Origin of the sequence: Ochrobactrum sp. CGA5, from assembly GCF_006345815.1 — a bacterium.
In the GTDB taxonomy this organism is placed as follows: Bacteria; Pseudomonadota; Alphaproteobacteria; order Rhizobiales; family Rhizobiaceae; genus Brucella.
In genome coordinates this window covers 74,999-95,268 of record NZ_VCIG01000009.1, presented here as the reverse complement: position 1 = coordinate 95,268, position 20,270 = coordinate 74,999, and the positions used below count along the sequence as shown (strand labels likewise).

Here is a 20,270-nt window from a genome sequence, read left to right as displayed (position 1 = left end):
CGTAAATTTACCATTATTGCGTATGTTGTTTGCATCGTGTACAACATAAACATAGATTAGGTCGCATTAGATACTTAATTCGTCTCTGTTTGATCGCTAATCTGGAGAAGATGCGATGTCTTTATTTAAGGGAATGCTTACTAAAAATCGTGCTATTGGGGCTGCTGTCATTGCGGCAGCCTTGTTCGCGCCCGCCATCGCCTCGGCTGCAACGGCTTATGTCTCGGCTTCGGTCAATGTCCGCTCGGGACCGGGCGCCAATTACGGACGGCTCGCAGCGCTCCCCGCAGGCGCGACCGTCAATGCGGGTTCGTGCCGCAACGGTTGGTGCCAGATTTATAACGGCAACAGGGTCGGCTGGGTTTCTGCGCGTTATGTCCGTTTCGGCGCCTATAGCGGTCCCGCCTACGCGGCACCCTCCAACACCACGGTGATCGTCAATAACGACGGCTACGCTGACGGCTTGGGTGTCGGAATAGCCCTTGGCTGGGCGACCGGCGGTTACTGGGGTCCCGGCTGGGGGCCTGGTTGGGGCGGCGGCTGGGGCCCGGGCTGGCGTGGTGGGCCGAACTATATCAACGGCTGTATCGGTCGTAATTGCCAGTCCAATCGCGGCGGCTGGAACAACCATTGGGGTCGCGGCCCGCAGTGGAATGGCCGTGGTGGCTGGGGCGGACGCGGATGGCCGCAAGGTCAGATACGCCGCAGCTGGGGCCCCGGTCCCGTAATGTCCCCTGGCGGCTTCGCTGGTTTCAACCGACCTGCATTCGTCAATCGCGGATTCGGCGGTGGTGGTTTTGGTGGCGGCATGCACTTCGGCAATGTGCGGCCGATGCATGCCGGACGCTGACCGACGTTAGTCGGCACTGCAACCATAGCCAAACTTTATCAGGTCGTTCCCTCCTCCTCCCAATGACCTGATAGGCGGCTCGCCGACAGCACCCCCGTCGGCGAGCCGTTTCTCATCAGCCTTGTTTCCGCAATCAATGCGAAATATGCGTCTGACTGGTTCAATTCTAACGGGAATTTGCAATGGTGTGGTAACGTTAATACTCCATTGACTGAAATGGTCCATATCTAGCGTTGTTGCTTGGACTTCCGTTCTCCCTATGGTAATCCCTGAATCGTCCTGGGCTGGGGGTGATGAACGGGACGCTTCCAGGCGACCGCATAGATAGGAACCGGACAGTAGCGCGTATGACTTGGAGTAACAGGACGATACAGGGAAGGAGCATCGCCGTGCTTTTGCTGGCGGCGCATTTTTCTTCCTTCGCGGTATCGCCTGCATTGGCGTTCGAGATCTTTGGTGTTCGTCTGTGGGGCGAGGACAAGAAGGAAGATCCCGATATCATCGACCCCAAAACTTACACAGTCGAGGTCACGACCACCGGCGACCGCAAGAATGCGGACGGTAGGGAAGCCGATCTGAAATCCACCATTGAAGGGGCGTCAAGCCTGGTTTCCGATGCAGAAAGACCTGCGTCTGGCTCTGCCGGGCTGCTGTCCAAGGCGCGCGGCGATTATCGCCGTATTCTAGCCGCGCTCTATGGCGAGGGTCGCTATGGCGGTACGATCTCCATTCAAGTCGATGGGCGAGAGGCAAACGACATTCCGCCCGACGCGGAAATCCCCAATGATGCCAAGGTCGCTATTTCGGTCGATCCGGGTCCGCAGTTCCTGTTTTCGCGCACGGCCATTTCCAACATTGCCCCGCCGCCGGTCGACAAGCGCGATCACGTGCAGTCGCCGGAAGACGTCGGCTTCGCGCCAGGACAGGTGGCGCGATCCGGGACTGTCATCAAGGCCGAACGCCTTGCCGTTGAGGCCTGGCGTCAGCAGGGCTACGCGAAAGCGCGGGTCACTGGCGAGGACATTGTTGCCGACCATGCAGACAATCGGGTTTCCGCTGACGTTTCGCTCGATCCCGGCCAGAAAGCGCATTACGGTCCGGTTAGCGTGCTTGGTACGGCGCGCATGGACCCGCAATTCGTGGCCTGGATGACGGGGCTGAAACCGGGTCAGCAATACGATCCCGACGATATCGAGAAAGCCAAGAAACGTCTCGGTCGCATGGAAGTATTCCGTGCAATGAGTTTCCAGGAAGCCGAAAAGATCGAGCCGGACGGCAGTCTACCGATGACGCTCAATGTGCAGGAACGCAAGCCGCGCCGCTTCGGCTTCGGTGCGGAATATTCGACCATCGACGGTTTCGGCCTGACCGGCTACTGGATGCACCGCAACCTTTTCGGGCGCGGAGAGCGCCTGCGCTTCGACGCCAAGGTTAGCGGCATTGGCGGCACGCAGGACAATTCCTTCGATCCGAAGAACTTTACCTATCTTCTGGGTACAACCTTCACCAAGCCGGGCGTCTATACGCCAGATACGGATTTTGTTGCCTCGCTCGATGCCAAGCGTGAGGTGCTGGACGCCTATACCGAAACCTCGGTCAATGCGAAGACCGGTTTTACGCAGATATTCAGCGACGAGCTGTCGGGCGCGCTCTATGCGAAGGCCAGCCATGGCCGCTTCAACGACGATGTATTCGGCGACCGCACTTTCACGACAGCGGGGCTTGAGGGCAATCTCCTCTTTGACAACCGCAACAACAAGCCGGACCCGAGTTCGGGCATCTATCTGGAAGGTAACATCCAGCCCTTCTATGAATTCCAGTATGGCAATTTCGCCACGCGCTTCACCGCTGAAGGTCGCACCTATTACGGCTTTGGCGAAAAGGACCGTGTGATCCTGGCAGGCCGTCTCAAGGTTGGTTCGATTGTTGGTGCCTCCATCGAGGACCTGCCGCCGAGCCAACTCTTTCTGGCGGGCGGCGGCGGTTCGGTCCGCGGCTACGGCTATCGCAATATCGGGGTCAGCGCGGGCAATGGCGAGATCATCGGCGGGCGTTCCCTTGTCGAGGCCAATGGCGAAGTGCGCACCCGCATCACTGATTCCATCGGTGCGGTGGCGTTTGTCGATGCAGGTTATGTCGGCGAAAAGTCGTTTCCTGATTTCTCAGAACAGATGCGTGTCGGTGTCGGTGGCGGTCTACGCTATCTGACCGGTCTCGGACCGATCCGCCTTGATGTCGCCGTTCCGCTCAACCGCCGCTCGGGTGATCCGAGCTATGGCTTGTACGTCGGTATAGGACAGGCGTTTTGACCAGATTTCTCGCAATCATAGCCTTTGTCGCTTTCGCCGTTACGGCAGTCATTTTCGGCTGGCCGGAACAGGACACACCTGTGACAGCCCATGCTCAGATAAACACGGGGGCACAGGAGTCGGGCAGTTCGGAGCCTCAGGCGCAGCCTGAAGAAGAAAAATCCTATTTCCTGTCTTTTGTGGAAAGCCAGCTTTCCGCGCCGAACCGTCGCATTTCCATTTCCGGCATCAGCGGTGTGCTGTCTTCGGAAGCGACCGTCAGCTCGATCACCATTGCAGACCGCGAAGGCGTCTGGCTGCGTGTCGAGAACGCCAAGCTCAATTGGAGCCGTACCGCGCTGCTCGTTGGCCGTCTCAGCATTCAGTCGCTGGCCGCTGAGCGCATCGACATTATCCGCAAGCCATTGCCCGACAATAGCTTGCCGTCGCCGGAGTCGTCGACGTTCAGCCTGCCGGAGCTGCCGGTTTCGATCAATCTTGACCAGCTCACCATTGCGCGCCTGCATTTCGGACCGGAAATTTTCGGTCTCGAATCGGAAGTGTCGGCCAATGGCAGTCTGTCGCTGGCCGACGGTTCACTGGTTTCCAATTTCGACATCAAGCGTCTTGACGGTCCGGGCGGAAGTTTCGCTCTTCGCGCGGCCTACGCCAATGCCGACCAGAAGGTCGATCTCGACCTTAAAGTCTCGGAACCGGCCAACGGCATTGTCGCCAACCTGTTGAACATCGATGGCCGTCCTCCGGTCAATCTCACTTTGACCGGCGCTGGCCCCCTCGACGAATTGAAGGTCGATCTGGCGCTCGACACCAATGGTAGCCGCACGCTGACTGGCGAATTCGCGCTTAACAGGCAAGGTCAGGCGCCCGATGGCGGGCGCCTCTTCTCCGCCCGCTTCAATGGCCCGATCGCGGTTCTCGTGCCACCGGTCTTCCGCGATTTTTTCGGTGCCGAAACCACACTGTCCGCCGACGGCTTCCTCAAGGATGCAGGCGGTTTCCGCCTTGACGATCTGGTGCTGAACACTGCCGCCTTGAAACTGAAGGCATCCGCCGAAACCGGCAATGATCGCTTCCTGAACAGGCTGCGCATCGACGCTTCTGTTGCCGATGAGAGCAAGGGCCGCGTTCTTCTGCCGGTCAAGGGCGCTGAAACCTATATCGACAATGCAGAATTCAAGATCGCTTACGGTGATCGCCCGACCAATGACTGGACGGGAACTCTTGCCATTGCCGGTCTCAGGAATGCGACCATTTCCGCCAAAACTATCGCGCTCGATATGGGCGGCGTTGCTGAAAGCCTTAATGATGCCGTCAACCGCCATATCACCTTCAAGGTCAATGGCGGGATGGATGGCATTTCGGCGAAACGTGCGGAGATCGCCGAGGCGCTTGGAAACAAGATTGATGTTGCCATCGACGGCTCATGGCGCGCCGGTTCGCCGGTTGAGCTTGCACGGGCCAATATTGCCGGCAACGGCCTTAGCCTCGATCTCAAGGGCAATATTGATGACTTTGCCTTCAACGGCAATATCGCCGCCAAGGTGGCAAGCCTTGCGCCGTTCGGCGCCCTGGCAGACCGCAACCTCGCAGGCAGTATTGATGTAAACGCCAATGGCATTGTTCGCCCGATCAGCGGCGCATTCCAACTCGACCTCAATGGTACGGCGCAGAACATGCGCACCGGTACGGAAGCCGTTGACCGCATTCTTGATGGTGCCGTCAATCTCAGCGGTGCGCTTGGCCGCAGCGCACAAGGTTTTTCAGCGCGTGATTTCCGCATCGGCAACGAGCTGAGCCAGATCACCGCCAATGGTTCATTCGCTTCCGATAAGGCAAGTTTCGACTTTGGCGTCATGCTGTCCGATCTCAAGCTGCTTTCGGATCAGGCATCGGGCCGTATGACCGTCAAGGGCAGCGCGCGCGGTGACGATAAGCTGATCGCACTGGCATTGCGCGCCGATGCGCCGCAAGGCACTCTGGCCGGGCGCGCGCTTTCCGACGGGGGGCTTGATTTCAATGCCATGCTCGACGGCAATGCAAAAACAGGCGCAGCTCTTTCCGGCAAGCTTGCTGGCAGCGCGTTCCTCAATGGCCAGCGCATCGATCTCGGAACGCTGATTGATATCGTCAATGACGAAAAACGTCTCACTGATCTGGTCTTCAATGCAGGCGGCGCGCATCTTGCCGGCAATGTAACCCAGACCGCGAAAGGTCTCTTCACCGGTGCGCTGAAGCTCGACGCGCCGGATATTTCCACGGCTGCGGCCCTCGCGCTGGCAGAGGCAACCGGAGCCGCCAGTGCCGACATTAAGCTTGACGCCAATGACGGTCGCCAGAATGCCTCGGTCACCGCCAATGCCAAGGATATCAACGTCAATGGCAATCGCATCACATCGGCTGACATTGCCCTGACGGCGAAAGACCTGTTCGGGGTTCCGGTGGTCGATGGCAATGCTGCAGCACGCGACCTCATGGTTGGCACGTTCGGTATTGACAGCTTAGACGCCACGGCCAATGCGACCGGCTCGAAAACCGATTTCACTGCCGAGACCAAGCTGAAAACAGGCACGGTCGCCAGTGCCACCGGTTCGCTTGAGCCGAAGGATGGTGGTTTTGAACTGGGGCTTGCCTCTGCTCATGTGAAGCAGGGCACACTTGGCGCCAATCTTGCCGCGCCCGCCATCATTTCCATGAAGGGCGAGGAAATCTCCTTAGGGGATATCATCATCAATACGGGCGCTGATGCCAGCGCCGGTCAGGTCAAGGTCAATGGCGTGGTCGATGGTCGCCTTGATCTTTCGGTTGCTCTTTCCAATCTGCCGCTGGCTCTCGCCAATACGTTCAAGCCTGAGCTGGGGCTTGGCGGAACGGTCAACGGTACGGCCCGCATCACCGGTACGAAGCAGGCGCCCAATGTCGCCTTCGACATGAATGCACGGGGCGTGACGGCAGCCGAACTTAAAAAGCAAGGCATTGCGGCTCTCAATGCCGATGCCAAGGGCACTTCGGCTGATAACCGGCTCAATGTCGATGCGCATGTGACCGGAGGTGCCCAAAATGGCAACGGCATCGATGTCCGCGCCAATGGCAGCGTGCCGCTCGATAAGGGTGATCTGGCCGTTGACGTTAATCTCGCCAATCTTCCGCTGACGGCACTGAATGGCGTCGTCAAGGGACAGGATCTTGCCGGTAACGTGACCGGCACGGCGCGTGTCACGGGACCACTCACCAATCCTGCAGCAGCCTTCAGTCTGCGTGGCAACGGCCTTGCGGCCAAGCCGCTGCGCGATAACGGACTTGCGCCGCTTACGTTGCAGGCCGCCGGCAGCTATGCGGCCATGGCCATTGATTTTTCGTCGCTGACTGTCGACGGACCAGGTGGTCTCAACGTCACAGCCAATGGCAAGGTGCCGTTCTCGGGGCAGGGGCTTGGGGTCAATGTCAATGGCAGCATTCCGCTGGCACTCGCGAACCGTTTCCTGGCAGATCGCGGTGCGCAGGCAAACGGTACACTGACGCTGACGGCCAGTGTTTCGGGTGGCTTCGACCGGCCGCAATTGCGCGGCATGTTCTCCACCAATGGCGCAACCTTTTTCGATCCCGACACTAATGTCCGCCTGAACAACATCAATGTCATGGGCAGCCTGGATGGCGAAACTGTCACGCTGCGTCAGGTCAATGCCGCACTGGGCAGTGGCGGATCGGTTTCCGCCAGCGGTACGATTTCAACCAATGCTGAAGCGAACTTCCCGGCCAATATCGAGATCAAGCTCAATCGTGCCCGTTATGCCGACGGCAAGCTGGTCGTGGCGACGGTCGATGGCGGGATCACGATCAACGGGCCGCTGATGCGCGATCCGCTGATTTCGGGGCGCATCGATGTCGACAGGGCGGAAATCTCGGTCCCGGAAAATCTCGGTGGCGGCGCAGCCTATGTGCCTGTTCGCCACAAGAATACGCCGAAAAACGTTCAGGTGACGCTTGACCGGGCCAAGGTTGAAACGCGTCGTAGCAAGGTGCCGACGCCAACAGCACGCCCGACGGTGCCGCGCCTCGACGTTCTCGTTAATGCGCCCAATCAGATTTTCGTGCGTGGTCGTGGGCTGGATACGGAACTGGGCGGACGTCTTCGCCTGACCGGACCGGTCACCGACATTAAGCCGGTCGGGGCCTTCGACATGATCCGCGGTCGCATCGGCATTCTCGGCCAGCGTATCACCTTCGATGAAGGCAATGTCACGCTGGTTGGCGATCTCAATCCGCAGCTCAACTTCGTCGCCCGTTCAGAAGGCAATGAAATTACCGCTATCGTGACGGTGAGGGGTACGGTCGACAATCTCGACATCCAGTTTTCCTCAACGCCGGAATTGCCGCAGGATGAAGTGCTGGCGCAGCTCATCTTCAAGCGGTCCATCGGCGAATTGTCAGCGTTCCAGATCGCGCAGCTTGCTGCTGCGGCGGCAGAACTTGCAGGCGGTTCTGACAACTCGCTGATGAACAAGCTGCGTGCCGGTACAGGTCTCGACGATCTTGATGTCGTGACGGATGACAAGGGGCAGACAGCAGTTCGCGCCGGTCGCTATATCCGCGACAATATCTATCTGGGCGTGGAAGCAGGATCAGGCGGCTCGACCAAGGGCACCATCAATCTCGATATCACCAAGAATCTGAAAGCCAAGGGCGCGCTCGGTGCCGAAGGCGATTCCAGCGGCGGCATCTTCTACGAAAAAGACTACTGATCCCTTCATTAAGGCCGTTCATCAAGGCCGGGCGGTGCGACCCGGTCTTTCCATTGTTGTGACAATCAGTAGTTGTTCCGCCGTGAAAAAGACGTGATTCTTCCCTTTTAATGCCACCTATTACACATGCTCGACACATTTTCGCCCGTACTTAAATCGATTGAATTGTCGCAATCGATGCAATTTATGCTTTCAAGCGGTATTTTCAGGGACGTTTACGCGAGTTGCTTAACTGTTCTTCAACCATAAGAACGCAAATTGCTTTTGAGTATGACGGTCGCTTGACGGCTGTGTTGCCACCCTTGAGTGCGGGTAATTTGCATGACCAAGTTCATTGACGATCCGAGCCGCCGCCGCTTCCTTTTTGGCACCGGAGCTGTCCTCCTCACTGGTGCCGCCGGTTGTAATCAAACGATGGATATGTCGGCCTTCCAGATGAATGTCGATCCGATGTCGACCGGTGGGATTACGCCGATGCGTCCCCAGATCAGCGTCGACCGCGATATCACGACGCCGGACGTCATGTATGCCGCCGTGCAGGAGGGGCCGTATTCATTGCCCGCGATTCCGTACCAGAAGGTGCCGAAGCAGTTCCGCCGTCAGATCGTGCCGGACCCGACAGGGCAGGCGCCGGGAACGATCGTCGTCAGCCTCAAGGACCATCTTCTCTACTACGTTCTGCCGGGCGGAGAAGCGCTGCGCTATGGCATCGGCATCGGCAAGGCGGGTTTTGAATGGTCGGGCACGGCCAACGTCCAATACAAGAAGCAATGGCCGGTCTGGACGCCTCCGCCGGAAATGATCCAGCGCAAGCCGGAACTGGCAAAATACCGCAACGGTCAGGAACCCGGTCCGCAGAACCCGCTGGGCGCGCGTGCGCTCTATATTTTCCAGAATGGCCGCGACACCGGCTATCGCATCCACGGTTCGCCGGAGTGGTGGTCGATCGGCCAATCCATGTCATCCGGCTGTATCCGCCTGATGAATCAGGACATTATTGATCTTTACAACCGCGTGCAGGGCAAGGCGCCGATCATCGTGGGGTAAGTATTTGGTTTGCTGCCTTAAAAAGGGCCGAACCTGATCTGGCGCGGCCTTTTTGTATCAGATCCGATACGATTATTCGTAGCGCACCGACTTCAGCATGGCTTCGTCGAGATTGATGAAGTGGCTCAGCTCGGCGCGCAGATTTCCTGCCGCGGCCATATGAACCTGGTCCTGCGGCGCAACATCGTTCTGCACGATCTGGGTGGATACGCCCGGCATGACAAAAGCTCCTGCGGTCAGGACGAGGGCGGCGGCAATGCCGAGGCGTCGTTCGGTTCTGGCCTGCATTTCTATCTCCTTGCGCCGCAGGACAGCGGCTTGAAATCTGGAATCACATTCATTTGCAAAACGCTGTGACTTTTCCGGCTAGGGGCGGATCTGGTGCCGGTCAGGGGCCGGTCAGTGAAAAGTCGCGCGCGGCGTAAAATTCAAAGCGCTGTCGATGGCATGGATCGGTATTGGCAACAAAGTCTGGCCGAAATCAGCCAGCGTGTCGGCAAAATTGCGAGCCGCCCCTGCCACATCGTCGCAGCGGCGATGACAGGCAATGGCTTCAAGGCAGGTATCGAGCAGCAGCCCATCCTGATTCTGGATGCCGGAAATCAGCCCCAGCGTAAGGCATTCCTCACGACAGACATGGTGAGAGTCGAAAGGGAAAGCGCGCAACTGACAACTGGCGCAATGGCGCAAAACGCGGATGAAATGCGAGAGCTCACCCACGGCGCGCTTTGCTTCCGAAGGCCCAAGCAGCTCCGAATAGAGGCCCCAGGTCATTTCCCATGGGACGATTGAGCCTGTCTCGAAACCCGCGGTCCAGCGGCGATAACCTTCCAGCACCAGCTTCTCCGGCAGGCGATCGAAATAGCCCGCACTGTTGGCACCGTTCAGTTGGGATATACGCATGTTCATGTTCGTCTCCCGCAGAAGGTTCGACATGAAGACGTGCGCGCGGGGCGTGAACCCTGCATTCCTGCCGAGGGGCGTTCAGTTTCCCTCCGCACATTGCAATATCCGGTCGGCAAGAGACCGAGCTGCCAGGGCAGGCCGTCGACATTTGCGGACCGGCATTCGCCGAGACCAATCATAGGGTCCTCCAATCGAAAGGGTTCAAGGCCCAGACATCAAAGGTTGTGAATTTGCACCATGCATAGAAGCATGGAAAACTATCTAGAGTCAATTACTCAAGTTTAAAATCTTATTAGATTTCAATTGTTTGGAACAATTCTAGACAACAATACTCATGTTTACAGCATTTAATGAGGAACGCAACCGCTGTGGGGGAGCAGCGGTTGCGGCAAACGGGCGCATAATGCGCGAAGGAGAGAGGACGCGATCATCCGCCCCTTTGCTAACGGAGCAGGCCTTTGTGCGCGAGCTTTGATGCATTTCCCGAAACCGCGCAGGCCGTGCGCGGTTTACCGGGAATGCTCTTGGCCTGCTTTACTGCGTCGGCCCGAAAATCGGGTCGATTTTCGGAAAGCACGATGCGTAGTTTAATAAGGGTAGAGCGTTATTTGCGCGCCCGAAAGGACGCACGGCACTCTAATGACCCGAATGGTCTTCGTCCTTCTGACCGCTTTGGGACGTGACGGGGAAATCGATTGTCACCTTGCCGGCCTTTTGGAATTCCAGCGTGACAGGAACGGTCTCGCCTTCCTTATATGGCTTCTCTGGCTGAATGAACATGAGGTGATAGCCGCCGGACTTCAGCTCAACCTTCTTGCCTGCCGGAATATCCAGACCGCCTTCAAGCTGACGCATCTTCATCACGTCGTCCTGCATCGACATCTCATGGATTTCGACGCGCTTGACGCCGTCAGTCGTGGCGGCAACGAGTTTGTCATCATCCTTGCCGTCATTGACGATGGTCAGGAAACCGCCTGCAACCTTGGAACCGGGAACCATGGCGCGCACCGAAGGCACGGTGATTTCCAGATCGCCCAGTTTCGTCGGCGTTGCTGCGCTCATGGAAGCATGACCCATCTTGCCATGCCCATCATGTCCGCCATGATCATCGTCGGCGTCCGCGGTCTTCACCAGCAGTTGTGGTGCAGGATGCGCAAGATCGTGCGGATTCTGGCCATCTTTGGGAATATCGGTCCAGGCAACCGAGGCGTCGCTTCCGCAAAGCTGAGTCACAGGAAATGCAAGTATCGTATCCTTGTCGAATTTGGCAAGTTGGCCGACCACGGTGAATTCATCATAAAAGTCGCCGGGCAGGTCGCCGTCGGTGAAGCGAACTTCGCGGATGCCGGAAGTGACATCCTTGCCGTGCACCTTGTAGCTCTGTGCGTAATCGCCCTTGACTGTCTCGATCTTCCAGCCCGCCTTGACCTGCGGCTGAGCGGAAATGAAGCCTTCGGGAAGCTCGATCTTAACTTCGGTCGTGGCCTTGCCGTCGCAGCCGTGTGGAATGCGGAAAGTTGCCTTGTAGAAGCTGCCCGCCTTGGCTTCGCTCTGGCCGAGGGAGGAATGGGCATTGGCCATGCCGGCAGAGGCGCAAAGCGCGAGAATAGAGATGGCCGAGGCGAAAATACGATAGTTCTTCATTGTGTTAAACCTGAATAATCGTTGGAAGGCACGCCGAAACAAAGTTCAGGCGCGTTTCGTTGCCGAATGCGGTTGAAGGAACGCATTCGCTTAAACGATATTATTCAGGCGAGAGGCGGCGCTTGCGGCGGTGCCGATGGCGGGTAGGTGTTGTGCTGCAGGATCGGTTGCGGCGGCACGATGCCGTCTGCCATGGCGACATGCGGGGCAGCACCAGTAGAACCGGCGGGGGCAGGACACAGGAAGGCTGATGAAATCCGGCAAGCTTCGCAACTGGTGTTGCTTAGATGCTCGTCGTGCCCCTGATGGCCCGGATCGGAACCATGATCACCGATGCAGAGTACGGGATAAGTGCCATCAGGCAATTGATACTGGGCAAGCTGGTAGCTGTCGGGCGCATTGAAATCGATGGGTTTGTGCGCAAAGGCGATGAACATCAAGGCGAATACGCTAAGGACGCGTATCGCCAGAGACATCCGATATTGGCCGATGCTCATCTTCAACTCAAAGCTTCTCCATTCAAGCCGAATTTACCTAGCCTATGCGAACCGTCTTTGCCAAGCATCAAACAGAAACGGCGCGAATTGGTCGCGCCGTTTCTGTTTTCCAGCAGCCGGGATCCCGGTGATGAAAGACGATAGAGAAGGGTTTACCGGTAACGTCCGCCGCGTTGCAGAACCTCGATTTTGTAACCGTCCGGGTCTTCTGCGAAGAAGAAGCGGGCGAGCTGCACGCCGTCATTCTTGAAATCGACGAGCTTTCCGACCTTGAAGCCAAGTTCGGTGAAGCGGGCATGTTCGGCATCGACGTCCTCGACCACGACGGCCAGATGACCATAACCATCACCCAGATCGTAAGGTTCCGTGCGCCCCTTGTTGACCGTCAGCTCGACTTCGAAATCGGCATCGGCATTGCGCAGATAGATCAGCGTGAAGGTTTCAAAATCGATGCGTTCGGCAATATCGAGGCCAAAAGCCCGGTTGTAGAAGGAAACGGATTTTTCCTCGTCGAGAACGCGGATCATCGAATGAATGGCTTTAGCCACAAGCTACTCCTGTTTCTTTTGCCGCTTCTTCAAAAGCGGCTTGCGATTGCTTTGCTGGTTGTCGATTATGAAGAAAAAAGCGACGGTGTGGTGGCAATTGGCTACCACAGCGACGTTCATGCTCTTAGAGCATAATCCGACCGCTGTGAGACGAGGGTCGACAAAATTATGCTCGAAGTAAAAGACGTTAGAGCGTCGATTGGATCCAGTCGGATTGAACTGCGCTCTGAAGAATGGAGAAACCCATGTGCAAGGTTTTCGCCGAGCAGGACCCGGAAGGCTACCGGCCGATCAACCGCTCCGTGCGCATAGGCGGCCATTCCACCAGCATTCAGCTGGAGGCTACCTTCTGGCGTCTGCTGGACGAGATCGCAGCTAGCCAGAACCTGACGACGCCACGCTTCATCTCGACGCTTTACGATGAAGCGCTTCAGGCCAATGGTGCAATCCCGAACTTCGCCTCCATGCTGCGCACGACCTGTGCGCTCTACCTGATGGGTCATCGTCCTGAAGGTGCAGCCTGTGACGAGGAGGCAGCCTGACGCGGCTCAAGACGGGCATTGGCCTTTTGATGAAAAGGGAATAAGGCAGTAAGGGAATATGGGAATAGGCAGTTAAGGAGACGGTGTTCGCCACGCTGAACATGCCCTTCTTGCTCCCTAATCAAGGGAATCGAAATGACAAGCGTAACACGCGAACAGGTTCAGGAACGGCTGAAGGCCGTGACGGGACCGGATTTCGAAAGCGATGTTGTGTCGCTCGGACTGGTGTCGGATATCTTTATTGCTGACGGCAAGGTCTTCTTCTCCATCACGGTTCCTGCCGAGCGCGCCGATGCGCTTGAACCGATGCGGCTGGCCGCTGAAAAGGCAGTGAAGGAAATTCCGGGCGTTACCGGCGCGCTGGTCACGCTCACCGCCGAAAAGAAGGGCGGACGTACCAGCGACGATGCGCCACCAGCGCCGAAGCCGCAATCCAGCCATCAGGCTCGACCCGCCGCCGCACCGGCACAGCATCGCCATCCTTCGCCACCGCCGCGTGCGGCGACGAAACCCGGCATTCCGGGCGTTGGCGCGATCATTGCCGTTGCATCGGGCAAGGGCGGCGTCGGCAAGTCAACCACGGCGGTCAATCTGGCGCTCGGTCTTGCGGCCAACGGGCTGAAGGTTGGCATTCTAGATGCCGATATTTACGGGCCATCCATGCCCCGCCTGCTTGGCCTTTCCGGCCGTCCGGAAACGGTCGAGGGCCGCATCCTGAAGCCGATGGAGAATTACGGCATCAAGGTCATGTCCATGGGCTTCATGGTGGATGAGGAAACGCCGATGATCTGGCGCGGCCCGATGGTCATGTCGGCGCTGACGCAGATGCTTCGCGAAGTCGCCTGGGGCGAACTCGACGTTCTGGTGGTCGACATGCCGCCCGGCACCGGTGACGCACAACTCACCATGGCGCAGCAGGTGCCGCTGGCGGGCGCTGTTGTCGTTTCAACACCGCAGGATCTGGCGCTGATCGATGCGCGCAAGGGCTTGAACATGTTCCGCAAGGTGGATGTGCCACTTCTCGGCATCGTCGAGAATATGAGCTATTTCATCGCCCCCGACACCGGCGCACGCTACGATATTTTCGGCAATGGCGGCGCGCGCAGGGAAGCGGAACGCCTCGACGTGCCGTTCCTGGGTGAAGTGCCGCTGCATATGGATGTGCGTGCCTATTCAGACGCGGGCACGCCGATCACCGTCAAGGAACCGGATAGCGAACATGCGAAAATCTATCGCGAGATTGCCCGCAGAGTCTGGGAAAACATGAAGGGCGGCAAAGGAGCAGGCAGGCCCGCTCCGGCGATTGTCTTTGAATGAAAGAAGGGCCGTTTCCGGCCCTTTTTTCTTTGTCAGGTGATAACACTTGGCTCAGTCCGTCCGCTGCGTTTTTTCACCTCGGCAATCTGTTCTGCCGCTTCGATGAATGGGGCCAGCGTTTGCTGCGTGTCGAGATTGTGTCGGGCTATATCAGCCTCGTAGCGCTCGATATAGATGCGGATGGTCGCGCCGGACGTACCCGTGCCGGACAGGCGCAGCACCACACGACCGCCATCTGGAAAATAGATGCGGATACCCTGATGTTCGCTGATCGAGCCGTCGACCGGATCGTGATAGGCGAAGTCATCGGCCTTCTCGATTGTGAGACCGTTGACGGTCGTGCCGGGCAGGCTTGCAAGCTTGCCGCGCAGGTCGGACACCAGTTGTCTGGCGATATCCGAATCGACAGCTTCATAGTCGTGACGGGTGTAATAGTTGCGCCCGAAACGCGCCCAGTGTTCCTCGACGATGTCTTTCACACTTTGCTTGCGCACCGCCAGAATATTGAGCCAGAGCAGAACCGCCCAAAGGCCATCCTTCTCGCGGACATGATCAGAGCCGGTGCCGGAGCTTTCCTCGCCGCAGATCGTGACCTTGCCGTTATCGAGCAGGTTACCGAAGAACTTCCAGCCTGTCGGCGTTTCATACATGCCGATGCCGAGCTTGTCCGCCACGCGGTCGGCGGCGGCGCTGGTCGGCATGGAGCGGGCGATGCCCTTGATGCCGTCCTTGTAACCCGGCGCGAGATGCGCATTGGCGGCGAGCATCGCAAGCGAATCGGATGGCGTGACAAAGATGCCGCGCCCGATGATGAGGTTGCGGTCGCCGTCGCCATCGGAAGCCGCACCAAAATCCGGCGCATCGTCGGACATCAGCAGATCGTAGAGATCCTTGGCATAGACGAGGTTCGGGTCCGGGTGATGGCCGCCGAAGTCGGGCAGGGGCACGAAATTGACGACGCTTCCTTCCGGCGCGCCGAGACGGCGCTCGAATATTTCCTTGGCATAAGGCCCGGTTACGGCATGCATCGCGTCGAACTTCATGCGGAACCCGCCCTTGATCATGGTGCGGATAGCATCGAAGTCGAACAGGCGTTCCATCAATTCGGCATAATCGGTAACGGGATCGAAAATGACGACTTCGGTGTCGCCGATCCGGCTTGTGCCGATCGCGTCGATATCGACGTCGGCCACATCGGCGATTCGGTATTGGTCGATCACCTTGGAACGGGCGAAGATCGCCTCGGTGATCTTTTCCGGCGCGGGTCCGCCATTGCCGATATTATACTTGATGCCGAAATCCTCGTTCGGCCCGCCGGGATTGTGGCTTGCAGAAAGCACCATGCCGCCGAAAGCCTTGTACTTGCGGATCATGTTGGAGGCGGCAGGCGTCGAAAGAATGCCGCCCTGACCCACCATGATACGCCCGAAGCCATTGGCGGCGGCGATCTTGATGAGCTTCTGGATGACTTCGCGGTTATAATAGCGTCCGTCGCCGCCGACCACGAGCGTCTTGCCGGCAAAACCTTCCAGCACATCGAAAACCGACTGGATGAAGTTTTCAGCGTAATTAGGCTGCTGGAAAACCGGAACCTTCTTGCGCAGGCCCGAAGTTCCCGGCTGCTGGTCCTGGTATGGCGTGGTCGCGATTGTCGTTACGGTCATGGTTTTCCCGGTTGATTCAATCAGTTGGTACGGTACACCTTGTCGGCATTTGCGGTCATTGCAAGACAACATAAGCAGTTTCAGGAAAAGTGCGAAGCGGTTTTCCGTGCGAAACTGCGTGGAAACAAACAGATAGAACGGTTTTAAGACCGTTCTATATCAAACTTATTGATTGAAAATAACAAAGCGTGTGTTTGTCGCTGGCCGTGCTACAAATTCCGTCATGACCGACAATGTCAGCCCTATCAATGGCCCGCGCGATGTGATGCGGTTGAAACGCGACGACGCCACCGGCCTGGAAGCCGTGGCGGCGCGTTTCCACAGTCACGCCTATGACATGCATTTCCATGACGAATGGCTCGTCGGCGTGACCCATGCGGGGGTACAGGATTTTTTCTGCCGTGGCAGGCGGCGGCAGAGTACGCCGGGGCGCGTGATTCTCATCGAGCCGGGCGAACGCCATGACGGGCAGGCGGTCGCGGCGGATGGTTTTGCCTATAACATGCTCTATATGCCGCAAGCGCTGGTGAGAAGCGCGATGGGCGGCAATGACGCGCATATCGGCTTTCGCGAGACGCTCGCCGATGACGGGCTGTTGTTTCAGGCGGTCGCCCGCGCCTGCGAGGCAATCTTCCTTGAAGCCCCGCGCCTGATGATCGAGGACAGTCGCGACCAGGTGACGAACCATCTTGCCCGGCATCTTGGGCAGGAGGCGACAGAAAAAGGGGTGGCTCCGCATCCGGTTGCAGCCCGCGCGATGGACTATCTGCGGGCGCGCTTCGACGAGGAGTTCGGCCTCGATGAACTGGCGGAAGCGGTGGGGGCTGCCGACCGCTTCCAGCTTTCACGCGGGTTCCGGCGCGAGTACGGCACCTCGCCGCACGCCTGTCTCGTGCAGTTACGCCTGGCAGAAGCGCGGCGGCTGTTGCGCGAGAAAGTAGCGCCAGCGGATGCCGCAGCGCTCAGCGGATTTGCCGACCAGAGCCATATGGGGCGCTGGTTCCGCCGCGCCTATGGCATGACGCCCGCCGCCTATCGCCGGGGACGCACAAACGTTCCAGAAATTGCAGCCGGAAAGAGCTAGGTCTTCTCTCGAAAAGAGGAAGCACCGATGATTTTCGAGACAAAAGTAGCCATTATCGTCCTGCACGATCTGCCCGTCTGGCAGAAGCTCAACGTGACTGCCTTTATTGCAACCGGCGTCTCCAGCGCTGTTCCACAGGCGATGGGCGACCCATATGAAGATGCGGCAGGCCGCAAGCATACTTGCCTGTTCGGCCAGCCGATATTGATATTCTCCGCGACACCGGACGTCCTCCAACGGGCCTGGCAGCAATCAATCCAGCGCGATCTCATCCGTGCGCCCTATGTGCGGGCCATGTTCGAGACCGGACATGACGTCGCCAACCGTGCCGTGTTCAAGGCCGAAAATGCCGACGCGCCCGATCTGGTCGGCCTTGCGCTTTATGGTCCCAAGAAAGATATCGACAAGGCGATCAAGGGAGCTATCCTGCATCCTTGAACAGCACGCTCTGGTCGAACAGATAGCGGTTGGAAAGCGGCAGGCTTGCCGCGCCCATCGCCTTGGCATGAACACCGACCTTGCCCTCGATGATTTCCGGCGCGCGCAAGCCTTGCAGGTCGAGACATGAGAGTTCCACGCGGGTTGCCTCCACGATGCGGTGCCGCACATTGCCCGGCAGCCAGCCGTCGATGACGGCGGCTGGAAAGTCGATCACCGAGGCGGCTGCCACTGCCGCATGCGCCAGCCCGCGTGCGGCAAGCGCCACCCATTCGTCGAGCGGAGTGCCGAAGTTGCGCCAGTTTTCCGGTGACAGCCACAGATCGTCGGATTGCAGATGCCGCTCCTGCAACATGCGCTCGAGGACGAACAGCGAGGCGGTGTCGATGAGCTGCAAGGTTTCACCGCGTTCCCACGTGCCGCGCATGCGCATGGGCATGGAGCCGAGCGCGCCCGCGTTGCCGGTGCGGCCCGGATAGAGCGTGTTGTTCAGCACCACGCCGCCGCCGATGAACGATCCGATGAAGAAATAAACGAAGTCAGTGAACTCAGGCCCGCGACCGAAGGTCAGTTCAGCGCCACAAGCTGCGGTTCCGTCATTCTGCACGAAGACAGGAAACGAAAACGACTTGGCGAAATCGCCGACCAGATCGGCGCCGAGCCAGGCATCCAAATCTTCGGCTGGTGCGCCCACTTCCTCGACCCAGTTCCACAATTCAAATGGCAGTGCGATTCCGAGCCCTGCAATGCGGTCGCGCTTGGCCGGTTCGAGCGCTGCCGTGAAAGCGTTGATGCTGTCGAGGGTGAAGCGGCGGATTTCGCCCGGCACGGGCCAGCGATAGGTGATGTGCTGGCGCTCGCGGATCGCGCCCAGAAAATCCATCAGGATGATTTCCGCGCTGCGCCGTCCAATCTTGAGGCCGAAGGAGAAAACTCCGTCGGCGGCAAGGCGCATCGGCATGGAGGGCTGGCCGACACGGCCACGAACCCGTTCACCCTGCGTGATGAGGCCGTCTTTTTCCAGCGCACGGATGATGACGGAAACCGTCTGCGCCGAAAGTCCGGTCAGACGCGCAATGTCGGCGCGGGCAAGCTGGCCGTGCCGGCGCACGAGTGCGAGAACTAGCCGCTCATTATAGGCCCGCACACCGATCTGGTTTGAACCGCGATTGACGCTCGCGCCGGGTCCGGTGAATTTCAGCATGGCAGGTCCCGGTGTGCCGGAAAGGGGGCCAGAAAGGGCGCCTGACAGTGTGCCGGAAGGCATATCGGCAGGCCCGTTGTCTGGTTCGCTTTCAACTTTATGCCTGACCATAGCCTCTCCCAGATTCCGTGCCATGGAATGCAATCTTGAAACGCAGCCATGGAATGCCGGAATTCCTAAACCAACCGTCGAAGGAGAAAAAGCCCTCTTTGCAAGGGATAGGAAATAAAAACAAATGCTTAAGATAGACCGCAATGAAACGACCAGTCTGCCGCTTTCCTTTATCGGTCCTCTCTCCTCCGTCTTTCAGAGTGACACAGCATATTAATAAATCAAGTGGATTTATTAATTGACTCTCCTATAAAGCCGTGTTTTGCTTCTGCCCTGCCGGGGGAAAAGGACCGGTTTCAATCTGGGAGGAGTCCATGAAGAAGACTGTTCTGTCGGCAGCTTTTGCTGCTTTCGCGCTTGGCGCTGCATTGCCCGTTGCTGGCACGGCCAATGCTGCCGATGTCGGCGCGTGCCTGATCACCAAGACCGACACCAATCCGTTCTTCGTCAAGATGAAGGAAGGCGCCATCGCCAAAGCCAAGGAGCTCGGCGTCAATCTCAAGACCTATGCGGGCAAGATCGACGGAGATTCCGAAAGTCAGGTTGCGGCCGTCGAAACCTGCATCGCCGATGGGGCCAAGGGAATTCTCATCACGGCTTCCGACACTAAGGGCATAGTGCCGTCGCTTCAGAAGGCGCGCGATGCGGGTATGCTCATTATCGCGCTCGATACGCCACTGGAGCCTGCCGACGCGGCTGACGCGACCTTTGCCACTGACAATTTCCTTGCTGGCGAACTGGTTGGTAAATGGGCAGCGGCGACGCTTGGAGACAAGGCCAAGGACGCGCATGTGGCGTTTCTCAATCTAACGGCATCACAGCCGAGCGTTGATGTGCTGCGCGATCAAGGCTTTGCCACTGGCTTCGGTATCGATCCGAAGGACAAGACCAAGCTTGGTGACGAGGACGATCCGCGTATTGCCGGTCGCGATCTGACCGATGGCAATGAAGAAGGCGGACGCCGCGCGATGGAAAACCTTCTCCAGAAGGACCCGAACATCAATGTCGTCCACACCATCAATGAACCTGCCGCCGCTGGTGCCTATGAAGCGCTGAAGGCTGTCGGGCGCGAAAAGGACGTGCTGATCGTCTCTATCGATGGCGGCTGCCCCGGCGTCAAGAATGTGCAGGAAGGCATTATCGGCGCGACATCGCAGCAATATCCGTTGCAGATGGCGGCGCTCGGCATCGAGGCGATCAAGAAATTCGCCGACTCCGGTGAAAAGCCGAAGCCGACCGAAGGCAAGAACTTTGTCGATACGGGCGTGTCGCTTGTCACCGACAAGCCGGTTGACGGCGTTCCTTCCATCGACACGAAGACCGCACTCGACAAGTGCTGGGGCTGATAGGCTCTTTGGGTTCAGGTCCGG

Annotated in this window: 16 protein-coding genes; 9 read left to right on the top strand and 7 right to left on the bottom strand. The window is 58.3% G+C overall.

The annotated features are described in order from the left end of the window. Positions 1 to 115 precede the first annotated feature (115 nt). The 4 genes from FJQ48_RS10070 to FJQ48_RS10055 all read left to right on the top strand — a co-directional run bounded on the left by FJQ48_RS10070 (position 116) and on the right by FJQ48_RS10055 (position 8,945). Positions 116 to 850, top strand: a complete 735-nt coding sequence (locus FJQ48_RS10070) for an SH3 domain-containing protein (RefSeq protein ID WP_139974991.1) — start codon at positions 116 to 118, stop codon at positions 848 to 850. Between the two features lie 389 nt (positions 851 to 1,239). Then, complete coding sequence (locus FJQ48_RS10065) at positions 1,240 to 3,159, top strand: autotransporter assembly complex family protein (protein WP_139974990.1); 1,920 nt, start codon at positions 1,240 to 1,242, stop codon at positions 3,157 to 3,159. Next, complete coding sequence (locus tag FJQ48_RS10060) at positions 3,156 to 7,898, top strand: translocation/assembly module TamB domain-containing protein (RefSeq protein ID WP_139974989.1); 4,743 nt, start codon at positions 3,156 to 3,158, stop codon at positions 7,896 to 7,898. The genes FJQ48_RS10065 and FJQ48_RS10060 overlap by 4 nt, the downstream gene beginning before the upstream one ends. 321 nt (positions 7,899 to 8,219) lie before the next feature. Then, on the top strand, positions 8,220 to 8,945 hold the full coding sequence (locus tag FJQ48_RS10055) for a L,D-transpeptidase (RefSeq protein WP_139974988.1): 726 nt from the start codon (positions 8,220 to 8,222) through the stop codon (positions 8,943 to 8,945). Positions 8,946 to 9,017: 72 nt separating this feature from the next. On the opposite strand, the gene FJQ48_RS10050 is transcribed toward FJQ48_RS10055, so the two are convergent. From FJQ48_RS10050 to FJQ48_RS10030, 5 genes are all read right to left on the bottom strand, one after another. Beyond that, positions 9,018 to 9,233, bottom strand: coding sequence for a hypothetical protein (locus tag FJQ48_RS10050; RefSeq protein WP_139974987.1), 216 nt, complete (start codon positions 9,231 to 9,233; stop codon positions 9,018 to 9,020). Positions 9,234 to 9,344: 111 nt separating this feature from the next. After that, positions 9,345 to 9,854, bottom strand: coding sequence for a hypothetical protein (locus tag FJQ48_RS10045; RefSeq protein WP_180350170.1), 510 nt, complete (start codon positions 9,852 to 9,854; stop codon positions 9,345 to 9,347). A gap of 633 nt (positions 9,855 to 10,487) precedes the next feature. After that, positions 10,488 to 11,495, bottom strand: a complete 1,008-nt coding sequence (locus FJQ48_RS10040) for a DUF1775 domain-containing protein (protein WP_139974986.1) — start codon at positions 11,493 to 11,495, stop codon at positions 10,488 to 10,490. 104 nt (positions 11,496 to 11,599) lie between these two features. Continuing rightward, entirely contained in the window at positions 11,600 to 11,998 is a 399-nt protein-coding gene (locus tag FJQ48_RS10035; protein WP_139974985.1) for a hypothetical protein, read from the bottom strand. A 146-nt stretch (positions 11,999 to 12,144) separates the two neighbouring features. After that, a complete protein-coding gene (locus FJQ48_RS10030; protein ID WP_139974984.1) occupies positions 12,145 to 12,540 on the bottom strand; it encodes a VOC family protein in 396 nt (131 codons plus the stop codon). A gap of 245 nt (positions 12,541 to 12,785) precedes the next feature. Here FJQ48_RS10030 and FJQ48_RS10025 point away from each other — a divergent pair, with 245 nt between their 5' ends. Then, positions 12,786 to 13,082 carry a ribbon-helix-helix domain-containing protein gene (locus FJQ48_RS10025; protein ID WP_139974983.1) on the top strand — a complete coding sequence of 99 codons (297 nt, stop codon included), beginning with the start codon at positions 12,786 to 12,788 and terminating at the stop codon, positions 13,080 to 13,082. A 135-nt stretch (positions 13,083 to 13,217) separates the two neighbouring features. Then, on the top strand, positions 13,218 to 14,399 hold the full coding sequence (apbC, locus tag FJQ48_RS10020) for an iron-sulfur cluster carrier protein ApbC (protein ID WP_139974982.1): 1,182 nt from the start codon (positions 13,218 to 13,220) through the stop codon (positions 14,397 to 14,399). Between the two features lie 32 nt (positions 14,400 to 14,431). Here apbC and FJQ48_RS10015 read toward each other — a convergent pair whose 3' ends face one another. Then, positions 14,432 to 16,063 carry an alpha-D-glucose phosphate-specific phosphoglucomutase gene (locus FJQ48_RS10015; protein ID WP_139974981.1) on the bottom strand — a complete coding sequence of 544 codons (1,632 nt, stop codon included), beginning with the start codon at positions 16,061 to 16,063 and terminating at the stop codon, positions 14,432 to 14,434. Positions 16,064 to 16,286: 223 nt separating this feature from the next. On the opposite strand from FJQ48_RS10015, the gene FJQ48_RS10010 reads away from it, so the two are divergent. Both FJQ48_RS10010 and FJQ48_RS10005 read left to right on the top strand, forming a co-directional pair. After that, entirely contained in the window at positions 16,287 to 17,147 is an 861-nt protein-coding gene (locus FJQ48_RS10010) for an AraC family transcriptional regulator (protein WP_139975102.1), read from the top strand. 27 nt (positions 17,148 to 17,174) lie between these two features. Further along, positions 17,175 to 17,585, top strand: a complete 411-nt coding sequence (locus FJQ48_RS10005; protein ID WP_139974980.1) for a DUF2000 domain-containing protein — start codon at positions 17,175 to 17,177, stop codon at positions 17,583 to 17,585. Here FJQ48_RS10005 and FJQ48_RS10000 read toward each other — a convergent pair. Next, entirely contained in the window at positions 17,569 to 18,900 is a 1,332-nt protein-coding gene (locus FJQ48_RS10000; protein ID WP_139974979.1) for an ROK family transcriptional regulator, read from the bottom strand. The genes FJQ48_RS10005 and FJQ48_RS10000 overlap by 17 nt on opposite strands. Positions 18,901 to 19,214: 314 nt before the next feature. Here FJQ48_RS10000 and FJQ48_RS09995 point away from each other — a divergent pair, with 314 nt between their 5' ends. Next, positions 19,215 to 20,246, top strand: a complete 1,032-nt coding sequence (locus FJQ48_RS09995) for a sugar ABC transporter substrate-binding protein (RefSeq protein ID WP_139974978.1) — start codon at positions 19,215 to 19,217, stop codon at positions 20,244 to 20,246. Positions 20,247 to 20,270 lie beyond the last annotated feature (24 nt).